The organism is Coprococcus sp. RTP21428st1_C9_RTP21428_210409 (assembly GCF_040227395.1).
Lineage (GTDB): Bacteria > Bacillota > Clostridia > Lachnospirales > Lachnospiraceae > Coprococcus > Coprococcus aceti.
In genome coordinates this window covers 44,684-59,509 of record NZ_JBEHVV010000010.1, presented here as the reverse complement: position 1 = coordinate 59,509, position 14,826 = coordinate 44,684, and the positions used below count along the sequence as shown (strand labels likewise).

The following is a 14,826-nucleotide window of genomic DNA, read 5'->3' as shown; positions in this document are numbered from 1 at the left end:
GCCGTATGGGCGGTGATGAATTTGCAGCCATGCTGTTCTTCAACAAGAGTGTGTCTGATGACGTGATAAGGGAACGTGCCCAGCAGATATTTGACAAGGTGAACCTGACTGTGAAGGCCACAGAGGGAGGAACAGGAATCTCCATGGGTGCGGTGATCGCAAGAACTGAACTGACATTCAACGAGATGTATGAGGAGGCGGATAACGCCCTCTATGATGTTAAGGAGAGTGGAAGAGGCAGGATTGAGGTGAAGAGGCATGGGGAGTAGATCGTATATCTTCAACATACTTCATAAAGATCTTCACAAAAAACTCCACAAAGAACCTTTGCTTCCTATGAGTCTGATCTTGTTTGCCGTAATTTTGGCATATTCTTTTCGACTTATTGGAAGAGGAAGTTTCTATCCTACTCTGTTTTCTTATCTGCGTAGTTTCATTTATATCGGGCTTTATGCCGCCTGGGGAATTTCAATCCGCCAACGTATCGTGCAGAAACAGGTCGGACAATATCTGGTAGGCGTTTCGGTGCTTTTGATTTTGTGGTTTACCTTTCGCTCAGCAAAATACTTTATATTCTGGCAGCCGGTTGCAATAAGATACCAGTGGTATCTATTCTATCTGCCAATGCTGTTTGTACCCATGCTTGCACTGCTGATCGCAATGTCTCTGGGCAAGCCCGATGAATATAAACTGCCAAAATCTGTCTGGCTATTGTCTGCCGTTTCGGGAGTTTTGCTTATTCTAGTGCTTACGAATGATCTACATCAATTAGTTTTCACATTCCCTAAAGATGCGGATGTCTGGTCTGATGCAGATCATGGCTACGGTGTGTGCTATTTTGCCGTGATCGCATGGCAGGTGTTTTGTGCCGTAGCAGCACTTATTTTTATGCTCTTTAAATGCAGGTTAAAGAACGGTAAGCATCGTTATTTGCCCGTAATTCCATTTGCGATATCGCTGGCTTATCTTGCATTGAACTATGTTGGTACGCCATGGCTGAAACATTTATTCGGTGACGTTACGGCATTTCAAAGTCTTATGTATATGCTCGGTTTCGAGGCTTGCATTGCCTGCGGATATATTCATTCAAACAGCCGTTACGCAGATCTTTTTGCCTCATCTGTCGGCACATCGGCAGAAATTACTGACAGAGACTTCAACATTCGCTATGCAGCGTTGAATATTGAACCTATATCAAAGGAAACAATGAGAAAAGCCGAGAAAGCTCCTGTCACAGTAGACGGTGGGCTGACCGTACATACTATGCCCATCGGCGGCGGTTATGCGGTATGGACAGAGGATGTGTCGGCGCTGCTTGCCATTAAGGAAGAATCAGAATGTCTTGCGGAAGAGCTTGCCGAAAGAAATGAGATTCTTCGCTATGAATACAGGCGGGAGTCGAAACGCCGCAAGGTGGAGGAGCAAAACCGACTGTTCGATCTATTGCAGTCGGCAACACAAAAACAGATCAACCGCATTTCGGCATTGACACAGGAATACCGCCGAATCTCAAAATCTGATACAGACAGAGTTAAAATGCTACTTGCCGAGATTGCCGTTTTATGCAGTTATATCAAACGCCGTAAGCATCTGACCCTGCTTGCCGACAGAGATTGTAAGGTTGCAGTCAGCGAGCTTGAGAGAGCTTTTTCCGAATCGTTACAGACATTAAAGCTTTTAAATGTACGCAATACTCTGTATGTGGACAGTGAACTTTCCACGCTTTCGGGCAAAAATGCTGCTGCGATATTAGATTTTTATGAGGAAGTAATAGAAGCAGATCTTGAAAATTTAACAAGTGTGCAGATAAGCCTCGCAAATATAAACGGATTGCGGCTGTCGCTGAATGTCTGTTGCGAAGCCGACCTGTCGATCTTTTTAAATAAAGGTAACGTTCTTTATGAAATGGACGATGACGCAGGCTACCAGCATCTTGTATTTATTATTGAGGGAGGTGCCGCCGTATGAGTGCCTTTTCTTCACTTCCGGTCTTTTTGCAGACCTTAATACCACTTCTGCTGTTTGTGGAAGCTGTGCTTGAATTGGGACTTTTTATATATCAACTTTCGCATCGTTCAAAATTGCATGATAATTTACCGAGTCTTGTGATTTTTGCGTTTTTGCTTACGCTTTTGTTCTCGGTAACACAGGGGGATCCGTTCAATGGCAAGGATGTATTTTTATTAGATGCGCCTTGGCTGATTTTCATTACAGTAATTTTCGTTGTTGTTGTTCATTTTGCCTTTGCTATGACGAGAGAGTATCGCCGCCGAAAGAACATGCTATCTCCATTTTCCGTTAAAGATGCCACAGACAAGCTGCCTATGGGGGTGTGCTTTGCCGATCCGAACGGGCGTATTGTCCTTTGCAATGACCGTATGCGCCGTCTGTCGTTTGCACTGAGCGGGCATGAGTTTCAGATTACCGACGATCTTGAAAAAGCGTTGGAGCACCCCGATAAAAGTATTATCGCTAACGGAGATTGTTACATACTGCCCGATAAGACAGTTTGGCAATTCCGCAAGCAGAATATAGCCGTTGACAATGATGAAAACTGGCTTCAAATGACAGCGCATAATGTCACTGAACTTTATAATGGCAACGTTCGTCAAACTGCTATTAACAATGAGCTGAAAGAGGTCAATCGAAAGCTCCAAAAAATGTATGAACGAATGGCCGATGATATAAAAGAAAAAGAAATTCTTGACCTGAAAATACATATTCATGACACAATCGGAAGAAGCTTGCTGACAATTCGTGATATAATGGAAAGCGACGAAAACACTGACAAAAAGCTTGAGGCTTTACAGGAAGCAACCGCAGTGCTTACAAGTGATCGAGTGACAGCCAGCGGAACGATGGAAGAGGTTGTTCAGACAGCGGAAATCCTCGGTGTAACGGTGATGATGGATGGATGCCTTCCGGCCGATTCACTTGCCGAAGAGCTTACCGTTGTCGCTGCAAAAGAATGTGTAACAAATTGTATCAGGCATGCCGGAGGCAATGAGGTATATATCAGCGTAAATGGGCGAAAGGATGTGTTTGATATTACGATAACGAACAATGGCGCTGCACCGTCGGGCCCTATTAAGGAGGGCAGCGGACTCTCGTCGATTCGCCACAGCATAGAATCTGCCGGTGGAGAAATGCACACTGTATATAAACCACGATTTGAATTGCTGCTTATCATTCCAAAGGATGCGTCAAGTTTTATATGAAAACCTGACATGCAGCACCAGCTCTCGCCAAATACGATTATTAATGAGCTGATGTTCAATAAAAGGAGAACGATATATGATAAATACAATACTGGTTGAAGATGATTTATATATTCAAAAGCATTTTGCCGAGCGGCTGAAATCAAACGAAATTTTTCGCCTTGTCGGCGTATATCGTGACGCTTTTGAGGCAGAGAGAAACTGCAATAGCTCAATACAACTTATTCTTATGGATGTACAAACACAGCACAAGCACTCCGGTCTTGCCGCCGCAAAACGTATAAAAAAGGCTTTTCCGAATATCAAAATAGTGATTGTAACCTCACTTGTCGACCCGCAGGTATTGGAACGAGCAAAGACAGGTGCAGCAGACAGCCTGTGGTATAAAGACCACGGCACAGAGGAGCTGATAAGTGTGATAAGGCGTACCCTTGCAGGCGAAAAAGTATTTCCTGACACCTCTCCTGCAATTGAAATGGAAGGCACAATGTCCGATACATTCTCGCCCCGACAGCTTGATATTCTCCGCTTATACATAAAGGGCTTTACATATCAGGAGATTGCCGATAAACTGGGCATCTCCAAAAACGGTGTGCGCTGGAACTTAGACGATATGGTTGAAAAAGGTAGATTTGAGAATCGAGAAGCGTTGGTTGTGACAGCTATTGAGAACAAGCTCATGGTGACCACTTTAAAAGACGAATAGAGTAAATGAACCCCTTGACTGACACGGTCAAGGGGTTTTTGTGTCCCAAAGTCAAAAAAGTTTGAAAATAGTTTTTTCTGTCACTGGCACTTGTGCCAGTGACAGACCTCAAAAAATCCGTACAATAAAATGTGTAAGACTATAGTTGTAGTAGAAAGGGGGAGCAATGAATGTTGAAATATAACAAATACATTATGACCCTGTTGATGGTTTTAATTATGCCAGCCTTGGTTTCTGGATGTGTGGCAAAACCGTCAGAGGATTCTAATCTGACCGAAGATAAAACAACCGCCACAACCACAGAGGCGACCACAGAAGCAACCACAGAAGCATCGGTACAAAAAGACACAGATTTATCAAGACTTCAAAACACAATTCTTGACAATAAAGAATCGGTTGGAATTGCCTATATCGGTTATGTCGGTTACGAGGCTGATGAGGAAGGAATCCTAAATTTCGTAAAAGACAGTCAGTATGCGGATAAATGTGATTTTCTCTGCGGCGCGCCCCTTGTCAATGTGGGTGGTGCGGAGCTTTATGCGGTAGTTATTGCCGATACAAAATACAGTGTGTCTGTTTATCGGGCGGAAATAACTGATAATGGTGAATATTCTGTAAATACCGACAATACACTCTATAATTACAACGGAAATGGAATTGATTATTTTTTACTGCGCTGCAATGAAAGTGAAATACATTCAAATGTATCGCTGAGCTTTAAAAAAGGAAACGACTCTTTTTCGGTATTCCCGATGCTGTCAGGAATGGATGGGCAGCTTGTTGACGGAAATTACTATGATTTTTCAATATATTCCGATTATGGCGGCAGCGGTGAGTCCGAGGATAAGAATGTAGCAATAGCAAGGGAAATCCTTTTGGAGTCTCAGGAGGTGCAATACTACATAAGCATGGGTATGAGTGTACAGTATACGGGCCAGATTGATGAAATTGAGGGACGACCGTAATCTACCGTGTGAGTTAAAGCACGGAATAATAAAATAAAAAAGGGAAAAAGAAAAAAAGGAGGGAAAAAATATGGTAGATATTAAATCAATGGCAGCTGCAACAGCCCCGAGAGAGTTTGAACTCTCTTATACAACCACAATTGAAGATGTATATGAAAAGCTTAGCACACATGCATCGGCTTTTAAAATGCCTTTCAAAATCAAAGGGGGCATCCCAGGAAAGCGCATTTCCTTTGAGAAAGAACCGAACCTAGACGTTACGGTCTGGGTCTTTGTTAAGGATGGCAACAAAATTAAAGTCATGGCAAACATCCAGGAGAACACAACAACCGTCAATGGTATGCGAGTTGACAAAAACAGCGTAATTCAAAAAGGTGTAAGCGGAGTAGCTAATCTTCCTATTCAAAGAGGTGAGTATCTTGATGAGGTGACCGAAAATGTTAAAAAGATACTCAACGGCGAGCAGGTTGAAGATTATGTAGCACCCGTTGGTGTAAACGGCAGTGGACAGACGGAAAAGGATTGGCTTGTAGCCCTTCTTCTCTGCCTTTTCCTCGGCGGAGTTGGTGGCCACCGTTTCTATGTGGGCAAAGTAGGATCAGGCATTCTCTATCTTTTTACCGCCGGCGTTTTTGGAATCGGTGTACTTGTTGATCTGATAAAGATCATTACCGGCAAATTCACTGACAAAGACGGAAATCCTATTCAAAAAAAATAGACAGGACTTCTTGACAGCCTTTAGACAAATATGGCTTAAAATTGGGAACTGTGCCTGAACTCTTTCGGGCACAGTCCTGATTGCGAAAGGAGAACTTGTTATGAGTAAAAGAAAAGAGCACATCAAAATGACCATATTTATTATGGTCGCCGGCATAGCATCGATGGTTTTGGGTGTATTCGGAATTGTCACAAGCAGAATTGAAAAGAAAGAATATGCAGCCTCAACTGATATACGGAAAGTTTCCGCTGTTATTGTTGACTTTTCAACCTACGATAGTAAGGATGACAATGGCGATGTAGATTATACAACATATAAATTCAAAATTTCGTATGAAATTGACGGAAAGACCTATAAAGGAAAGTGCGAAGAACGTGTTTGGCCAAGAGATATCGCAAAAGGATATGCATACGATAAATTGAGAAAAGGCGATACAATAAAAGTAGAGGTCTATAAAACTACAAAAGGAAATTACAAGCTTTCCCCGGAGGGGAATCCCGTTGATTTCCTTCTCTATTGCGCGGCGATCCCTTTTGGCTTGTTCCTCGTTGTTATAATGATATGTGACATTGTAAAAGACAAACGGAAAAAGCAGAGCGAAAATGAAGTGGTCAGCAAGGAATAAATCAGAGGTGATTTTATGGATTTATCAGTATCGCTGTGCATTGCAGCCTCTTTTGCTATATTATGTACATTCTATATCGGTAAAAGTATACTTGTAATGGATTTTTCGGAATATCTTCCCAAGAATTTGAAAAAAGCTAAGCTGGAAAGATTGCTGGCAAAAAGGGAAACTCCTCTACAGGATTCGAAAATCCGAAAGGATATAAGAAAAGCATTTGAAAGAGTACTGATTCCGCTTGGAAAAGCGGATCAAAAGCTTCTTACGGCAAGAATGGACCTGGCTTTTCGAAAAAAAATCGTCAGTCAGATCGACGTACTTAATAAGAATAAGCTATGCCGCAAAATTTACGTCACGGATGTTGTTCCCATTCCTAAAAATAACTTTGAAACATGGAACGATGATGGCAGAGAATGGCGGGAATCGGTTTTGAAGTGCAGCACCCTGGAGCGTTTCGAGTCAATGCAAGGCAACAGGGTTCAGCATGAGATATACCGTAAAAATTCATATCTCCGAATACTTCAGTCGAGACACGTTCGCCGCACAGACAAAAAAGAGAATAAGAAAAGCTATTATCACGATATGTTGAGAATAACCTGCCCATCATGCGGTGCAAGAGTCAAGCTGAACAGTCAGCAGGTTACCTGTGAATATTGCGGCGCCGTTATAAAAAACGAGTTTTACGATTGGCAGACCGAATCGTTTGAGATTTATGAAACGATCAGTACAAATATGAAAAGATTTTTACAGCTTCTATTGTCCGGTTTCATACTTTTCTTAAGTGTCTTTCCATGCTTATACTTGATCGAGGATACGGAGATTTCCCTTGCAGCCGGCGTCGGTGCAGCGATTCTTGCTTTTGGAACGATTGTTACACCTATTATTTGTGGAAAAGTTAAACAAGACAATTTAGCGAAAAAGATCGTAGGATATTCAGAGAACTACCTCAGATCCTGCTTAAACGAATACTTTAGCAAAAACGAAAATGACAATGATCTGCTTGATTTCAGTATCGGCACGATCAAGCTTTTAAAAGTCTCTAACACAGATGAAATAACAACGGTTAAGTCTGAAGTTTATGGAACAAAAACCTTTCTTCCTGAAAATAAGAAACCGTTTACAAAAAAATTCAAAAAGAAACTGACCATGCAAAGGGCTAGATATCCAGAAAAAAGAAAGTCTGACGGTGAATTTTTTGTTGAAAAGGAATGTCCGAGCTGCGGAGCAACATTCTTGCCAGATGAAAACGGATGCTGTTCTTATTGTGGTTATAGCCTTCACGGAGATAGCGAAAAGTGGAAAATAAAAAGCTGAATCCTGTTAAAATCCTGCAATGCCGATTAGGGTGAAAGAGGGAAACATTTACATATTATTAATTTTAAAAGGAGGGAAATCTATGAACAAAAAGAAAAAACTTTTGACTGTCGTAACATTAGTCATACTGATGCTCGAGGCATCAGTATTTACTGTTTCGGCAGCGGACAATCATTCGGTTGACGAAAACACAACCTATGTAACCAACTTTGCTGAGCTAGAAAAAGCTCTTGAAGCCACCTCAAACGAGACAAACCCACCCGATAAGCTTGTTGTTCTCAAAAATAACATAGATTACGAAGAGCAAGTTCCGAGCGATTGGAGCTATCAGGATGAGCAGGAGTGGTATTCCGAAATCACAGTTAGCTATCCCGGAAAAATCACCCTTGACTTGAACGGAAAAACCCTGAAAGTTACAACTGATATTCGTTCAGACGAGGAGACAAGGGATCTGTTTGTGGTTTTTTCGGGTTCCAAGGCAAACACCGACTTCACAATTACCACAACCCAGTCCGGCGGACAGATAATCTTTAACTCAACAGCCAACGAAACTTCAATGATCGCTGTGAATAACCCAAACGCAGATGTGAATATTCTTGGAAAAGCAGGGAAGTTTATCAACTATAATCTCACTCTTACAGCACAATCCGGAAGTGACACTTATATAAACGATAAGAACAGGCACCACGTTATTTCCTTCTATGATATAAACAATCTCTATATCACCGGTACTCTTATTCAGAATAATGCACGCGTCCCGTCTTGTATATATTCATACGGACCGGAGCCGCAGGGCAATGTTACAATAACAGGAAACTCAGAAATAGAAGTAATTTCAAATCAGCTTCTTAATGAACAGCCGTTCAGCACAATATATTTCCAAAACACCCCATCCAGCAGAAAAGTAAGGCTTGGCGGCTGTTATATTGGACAAAAGGGAAATGTAAATTCAATCTATTACGGTGGCCAGCCTCCTCATTTCTATGACATAGTTCTATCACAATCTCTGGAAAAGCCGAACTATGTTATTATGCACAACGGTACCAGGGCATACAATACCTGGCCTGACTTTGTTAAGTTGGATGCGGATATAAAAATTATCTCCTCCTGTCACGATTCTGAGCCTGAATTAGAGGAAAGGATATCACTTCTTGGTCACTACAAGTACTGTAAAAAGTGTGATGCTCTTGAAAGCTTCCAGGAGCATCAGTTTGGCAGAACTCTCGCTGCTAAAGAGGCAACATGCATCAGAAAGGGAAGAACGGTCGGCTATGAGTGCTTCGGCTGCAAATATTATGAGGGTTACACCGAACTGCCAGCACTTGGACACGATTTGAGCGACACCTATACGGTTGACTGGCCGGCAACCTGCGACAAAGATGGAAGGGAATCCAGACACTGCAAACACACTGGCTGTGAGTATGCAATTCAGAAAGTCATTCCGAAGCAGCACCAGAGCCTTGTATGTAATGGCACATACTGCCAAAGCTGCAAGCAATATGTTAACCCGACCAAAATAGGTTACGGTGACAATTCCTGTAAAAACATAACCGCTTACTTCTTTACTCCGACGGAAACGAAGGTTTATCTTATCACCATAACTTCGTCAAATCTCGGCAGCGAAAATATTCAGGGAACAGAAGTAAACCTTGTTGAGAATAACCGGCTTAGTGAATCCGTCTCTAGTAACGATAAAGGAAAAGTTACCGAAGTCAGACTTGAAAAAGACAAAACCTACGATGTTACACCGTATATAACTAATTCAGAAAGTCAAGACTGCATAGTTAACATATCCTGTAAGGAACATAATGCGGTTATAGATAACGAAATTAAAGCAACCTGCACAAAGACAGGTCTCACCAAAGGTAAGCACTGTTCAGTTTGTAACACCGTTATAGTCGCTCAGACCAAAGTCAAGGCTCTTGGTCATAAGTACTCCAAGTCTGTTGTCAAGGCTACTCTTACCTCAAATGGCAAGATTACCAAGAAGTGCACTGTTTGCAGTACGATAGAACCAACAATTTCGATAGCGAGAATTAAGTCAGTTTCGCTGAAAAAGTCGGCGTATACATATAACGGAAAGGTTCAGAAGCCTTCGGTCATCGTTAAGGATGCAAACAAAAAAACGCTTAAGAATGGAACAGATTACACCGTTGCTTACAGCAAAAACAAAAATATCGGCAAGGCAACAGTAACCGTTACCTTCAAGGGCAATTACAGCGGCAGCAAAAAGCTGAGCTTCAACATTCTTCCCGCCGCGACGAGCACGATCAGCGTTAAGCAGACCACAAACTCAATCACGGCTTCATGGAAAAAGGTTGCCGGTGTAAGCGGATACAGAGTATACCTTTACAAGGGCAAAAAGCTTGTCAATAGAGCTGATACAACGAAGCTCTCACACACATTTAAAAAGCTTTCAAAGGGTACGGAGTACAAGATTGTTGTCAAAGCCTATAAGAAGATTGATGGCAAAAAGGTTCTTTCTCTCGTTTCAAAGGAGCTTCTGACCGCAACAAAGCTTTCTGCGCCGACTTCGGTCAAGGTCAAAGCAGGAAAGAAAATGGCAACCGTCAGCTGGACAAAGGTTAAGAGTGCAAACAGCTATACGGTGTATTACAGCACAAAGAAAAACAGCGGCTTCAAAAAGCTCACTGTTATCAAAAACAGCGCAGACATCAAAAAGCTTTCAAGCGGCAAGACCTACTACTTCAAGGTTGTTGCCAACAAGAAGGCCGGAAAGGCTGTTGTGGCTTCTGATTACAGCAAGCTTATAAGCGCAAAAATCAAGTAATGGTGTTATCTGAACCGGTCAACAGATAACCGCAAAACCCCGAAGCAGAAATACTCTGCAGCGGGGTTTTTTTGTGGCAAAAAAACGGTGTTTCTGTTATGCTAGATATATTAAGAGATTGATATGTAGTGATGTTATTTTGACATTAAGAAAGGTTCAAGGTACTGCTTATGATAAAAAGGAAATTTGCAACATTTATGTTGACATTAATACTGGTGATGACAGGTGTATCGACGATTCGTGTGATAGGCTATGCGCAGGAAGAATCTTCTGGTTCATCAACAAATCCCCAAGAGGGAGTTACAGAATATAAGTACAGTGCTGAAAGTGATTCTCAAAAAGGTGTCGCATTAAAGGTTGAATGGAACGAACCCAAATTAGGAGAGGATACAACATTCCACGTTTCGGCGGATGGTGGCAGTGGCCGGTATTTGTTTAGAATGGATGCACCGAGTTATTCCAATCCGGGTGAGTATAGTTTTGAATCCGTGGCGGATCCAAGCCGCGGAGCGTGGATTCAATATACAGATGAGTGTGAATCTCACGACTTTGAATTCACAATGACTGCTTCGGGAGTCTATAACTTCAGGTTTTATGTAATGGACAAGACGTCAGGTGTCTATTATATGCGTGTGAGCACAAATATACAGGTATCTGACAAGGCTTATCCGAGCGTGGATGACATTGTGAATGCTGCGGTAAAAAAGTGCAGCAAGGAGACTGATGGTTCGGACTATGAAAAGGCATTGTGGCTGCATGACTGGCTGTTGCAGCAACTTGATTACGATCATTCCCTGAAATGGTCTTCGGCGGAGAGTGCACTGACACGAAAGCTGGGCACATGTCAAGCATATGAGAGCGCCTATTCGAAACTGCTTACTGCAGCCGGCATAACAAATGCTGAGACAAGGGATACCTATGATGGACATACCTGGAATGCCATGAAGCTGGATGGCAAATGGTATCAGGTGGACTGTACATGGGATGATACAAAAGACAATTATTATAACTTTGATCAAACGCATTTGTATTTTGGACTGACGGATGAACTCATGGCGTTGGCACACACCGGTCATGATCAGATTTATACGGCAAGCGGTTATGGCACACGTTCCACAAGCCTGGCAGACAACTACTTTGTCAGAAACGGAGATGCCGCAAAGTGGGCGCGAGCCTACGCTGAGAGGATTCAGAAAAATCTCAATGCAGGTAAAACCAAATTCGAAGTTAGCACTGACAATGCGTCATATCCGCCGAGCATTTCGGGTATTCAAAATGGGATTATAGCATATGCCTTAAATCAGATGACGTGGAAGGCGGGAAGTAAAAAGGTTGCATTGCGTGTGGCAGGGACATCCACCAAGCTTTCTTTTACTGCAAAATATACGGACACAGTAAAGCGCGTGAGAATAGTATTTGCTCCAAATGGAGGGCGTGTGAGTTCTGGAAGTAAGACTGTCATTTGTGGAAAAACTTACGGAACACTGCCGACACCTACCAGAAGGGGATATACATTTGCAGGCTGGTACACAGCAAAGAGTGGCGGCAGCAGGATCGGCAGCAGCTCGGTTGTGAGGACCACCAGGAATCAGACATTATACGCAAGGTGGAAGCTGGTAAAGTACAAGATCCAGTACAGGCTTGGCAAGGGGAAAAACAGCCGGTCCAATCCAGTCGGTTATACCGTCGCGTCTAGGACTATCGTCTTGAAGAATCCGGTCAGAAAAGGCTACACATTTAAGGGGTGGTACAGCGATCCAAAATTCAAGAAAAAGGTTACGAAGATTGCAGCCGGCAGCACCGGCAGCAGGAAACTCTATGCCAGGTGGGTGAGAAAATAAATTCGTATAAATCGATGCAAAACGATGAATAGCCCCTTTGTTGTCGAATTGTGGAAAATGTGCGATAATGAGTGCTGGAGAAAGTATTTGGCGCCAAGGAGGCATAAAGGGGATTATGGCAAAAATTGCGTTTTGTGATGATGATGTTTCTGTGCTTGCTGAGATGCAAAGACTTATGGAACAGTATTGTGCGGAGAGAGACTGCAAAATAGAATACAATATTTTTAATCATCCTTTTGACCTGGTGGCGGAAATAGAGAAGGGAAACAGATATGATATCCTGTTTATGGATGTCTTGATGCCGGGAGAGAATGGAATTGAAGCGGCAACGGAGATACGAAAATACGATAAAAACGTCAAGATCATATTTGTCACTTCGTCCTCTGAGTTTGCGGTGCAGTCTTACGTTATAGGCGCATACTATTATCAATTAAAGCCCATCTGGGCAGAGAGCTTTTTTCGTTTGCTTGATTCTGTGCTTGCAGCCTGTAAAAAGGAGGCGGAGACCAGCCTCATTCTGCGATGTAAGAGTGGAATCACCCGTATAGATATAAAAGCCCTGGAATATTGCGAAGTCATTCACCGCACCCTTATATTTCACCTGAATACAGGAAAAGTACTGGAAAGCGCCGGCAGCATGGATGAGCTTGTAAAGCAGCTTTCCACGTATCCTTTTTTTCACAGACCTCACCGTTCTTATCTGGTAAATCTGGAATATGTGCAAAACATAACATTTAGGGGGATTACCATGTCTAGTCTTGCGGAAATACCGGTTCCACGGGGAAAATACAATGAAGTAAAGGATGCATTCCTTGAATATGCGTTCCAGAACAGGCAGGTAATGATATGAGCCTATATATTTCGCTCCTTAACAATATGGCTGTGAGCTTTTTTGGGGGAATATTATCAGCGTCTTTTTGTAATGCGCTGTCCACTAGGAAAAGAAAACTCATTTTCATAGGATGCATGGTTTTACTCCCTCTGATACAGAGCATATTATATTTCAGCAAGGGCGCTGATTTTGTAAGACATATTTATCCGTTGGCGGTGCATCTTCCATTGGTCATTGTTCTCTGGATGTTGACAGGAAAATTGCTGTGGTCTGTTTTTTCTGTACAGGCGGCATACTTGTGCTGCGAACTTAGAAGATGGGTTGCACTTGCCACAGTTGCTGCATTTTCGGGAAGGCAGATGATGCAGGATATTACAGAACTTGTGGTTACAATCCCTGCATTGCTGCTTCTGCTTCATTTTGTGTCACCTGCAGTCAGAGGATTGTCAGATAAAAGTCTCAGGGAGCAATGGCAGTTTGGAATCATACCGGCGCTATATTATGTATTTGACTATTTTACAATAGTGTATACGAACCTTCTTTTGAGTGGCAGTTACGTTGTAGCGGAATTTATGCCTTTTGTATGCTGTGTTGCATATCTGGCCTTTCTCTTATATAACTCCAAAAAGGAACAGATGCAGAATGAGATGAAGCTGATCCGGAATAATCTGGATCTGCAGTTAAGTCAGGCGGTGAGGGAAATCAGCAGTTTGCGTGAGTCGCAGACATTGACCAGACAGTATCGCCATGATATGCGTCATCACCTGCAGTATGTGTCTACATGTATAGAAAATGGTGAAGTTGAACAGGTGCAGGCTTATATATCGGGAATATGTAAGGAGATTGAGGCGCAGAAGGTCCAAATATACTGTGAAAATGAGGCAGTGAATCTGATCCTATCTTCATTTGCGGGTAGAGCCAGGAAGAAAGAAATTGAAATAAAGATACAATGTGCAATTCCCGCAGATTTTACTGTGTCGGAAAGTGATCTGTGTGTGCTCTTGTCTAATGCCTTGGAAAATGCCTTGCATGCATGTGTGCCTTTGGCTGCAGAGGGAAGATCATGCGAGATTGATGTGAATTTTTATGAAAGAAATAAACACCTTTTTTTACAGGTGGTAAATGACTGTAAAGCTCCCATAAAGTTTCAAAATGGAATACCTGTGTCTGATATGGAAGGACATGGTATAGGCGTTCAGAGCATATGTGCGATCGTGCAGCGTTACGGTGGGGTTTTCAGCTTTGCGGAAAAGGATGGCAAGTTTACGCTCAGACTGTCATTGTAAAAGAGTGTCGATTCGATACATTTTTGGTACGATTCGTGCATTTAGACCTCACTGATTGCAAATACATAATAAAATATACTCAGATTATGTGATTGCAATAAAGAGGAGGATATTATTATGAAAAAGACAATGAAAAAACTGATGGTTCTCATAATGACCATGATGATGGGAATGTCTCTGGTGGCATGCGGCGGTGCAGATAAGCAGCCTGCGATTGATGCGTTCAATAAGACAAGTACATCTTTTAATGAGGTTGCAAACATTATCAACGAAAATCCACAGGCTTATGATCAGGATTTGGTTGATACAATGGTCGACATGGCCGGTGTGCTCAATGAGCATAAACAGATCTTAGAGAGCGATGATGATGTTGAGGAAGAAAAGCTTCAGGAAATGATCGACTGGTATGGTACGGTTGATGAGTGGGTTGCTCAGGTTAAGGAAGAAATTTCAAAATAGTTTATTATTAGATCATGTGGTGAAGACTGCATACCAGAGGGGCGGGCACATTGGAGTGCCTGCCCTTTTTTAAT

Annotated in this window: 13 protein-coding genes; all 13 read left to right on the top strand. The window is 42.4% G+C overall.

All coding sequences use genetic code 11. The features are described 5' to 3' along the window. Nucleotides 1–269, top strand: a 269-nt coding sequence (locus ABUA34_RS03725; protein ID WP_349822859.1) for a diguanylate cyclase domain-containing protein, incomplete at its 5' end; no start/stop codon positions are given. Then, the gene (locus ABUA34_RS03720) at nucleotides 259–1,968 is read left to right on the top strand and encodes a histidine kinase N-terminal 7TM domain-containing protein (RefSeq protein ID WP_349822858.1); all 1,710 of its coding nucleotides are present in this window, start codon (nucleotides 259–261) and stop codon (nucleotides 1,966–1,968) included. The genes ABUA34_RS03725 and ABUA34_RS03720, both read left to right, overlap by 11 nt. After that, nucleotides 1,965–3,218, top strand: a complete 1,254-nt coding sequence (locus ABUA34_RS03715; protein ID WP_349822857.1) for an ATP-binding protein — start codon at nucleotides 1,965–1,967, stop codon at nucleotides 3,216–3,218. Before ABUA34_RS03720 ends, ABUA34_RS03715 begins: the two co-directional genes overlap by 4 nt. Nucleotides 3,219–3,294: 76 nt before the next feature. Continuing rightward, entirely contained in the window at nucleotides 3,295–3,924 is a 630-nt protein-coding gene (locus tag ABUA34_RS03710) for a DNA-binding response regulator (protein WP_015533620.1), read from the top strand. A gap of 170 nt (nucleotides 3,925–4,094) precedes the next feature. Beyond that, nucleotides 4,095–4,889, top strand: coding sequence for a hypothetical protein (locus tag ABUA34_RS03705; RefSeq protein WP_349822856.1), 795 nt, complete (start codon nucleotides 4,095–4,097; stop codon nucleotides 4,887–4,889). Between the two features lie 70 nt (nucleotides 4,890–4,959). After that, a complete protein-coding gene (locus tag ABUA34_RS03700; RefSeq protein ID WP_015533622.1) occupies nucleotides 4,960–5,607 on the top strand; it encodes a TM2 domain-containing protein in 648 nt (215 codons plus the stop codon). Nucleotides 5,608–5,707: 100 nt separating this feature from the next. Then, a complete protein-coding gene (locus ABUA34_RS03695) occupies nucleotides 5,708–6,232 on the top strand; it encodes a DUF3592 domain-containing protein (RefSeq protein ID WP_349093307.1) in 525 nt (174 codons plus the stop codon). A gap of 15 nt (nucleotides 6,233–6,247) precedes the next feature. Next, on the top strand, nucleotides 6,248–7,543 hold the full coding sequence (locus ABUA34_RS03690; protein WP_349822855.1) for a zinc ribbon domain-containing protein: 1,296 nt from the start codon (nucleotides 6,248–6,250) through the stop codon (nucleotides 7,541–7,543). 31 nt (nucleotides 7,544–7,574) lie between these two features. Then, complete coding sequence (locus tag ABUA34_RS03685; RefSeq protein ID WP_349822854.1) at nucleotides 7,575–10,334, top strand: fibronectin type III domain-containing protein; 2,760 nt, start codon at nucleotides 7,575–7,577, stop codon at nucleotides 10,332–10,334. A 197-nt stretch (nucleotides 10,335–10,531) separates the two neighbouring features. Continuing rightward, a complete protein-coding gene (locus ABUA34_RS03680; RefSeq protein WP_349822853.1) occupies nucleotides 10,532–12,175 on the top strand; it encodes an InlB B-repeat-containing protein in 1,644 nt (547 codons plus the stop codon). Nucleotides 12,176–12,290: 115 nt separating this feature from the next. Beyond that, nucleotides 12,291–13,025: a LytR/AlgR family response regulator transcription factor gene (locus ABUA34_RS03675; RefSeq protein ID WP_015533629.1), complete on the top strand. Its 735-nt coding sequence runs from the start codon at nucleotides 12,291–12,293 to the stop codon at nucleotides 13,023–13,025. A gap of 278 nt (nucleotides 13,026–13,303) precedes the next feature. Next, the gene (locus ABUA34_RS03670; protein ID WP_349822852.1) at nucleotides 13,304–14,293 is read left to right on the top strand and encodes a sensor histidine kinase; all 990 of its coding nucleotides are present in this window, start codon (nucleotides 13,304–13,306) and stop codon (nucleotides 14,291–14,293) included. Between the two features lie 117 nt (nucleotides 14,294–14,410). Continuing rightward, nucleotides 14,411–14,752 (top strand): PI-PLC domain-containing protein, encoded by a 342-nt coding sequence (locus tag ABUA34_RS03665; protein WP_022216291.1) that lies wholly within the window; start codon nucleotides 14,411–14,413, stop codon nucleotides 14,750–14,752. Nucleotides 14,753–14,826: the final 74 nt, after the last annotated feature.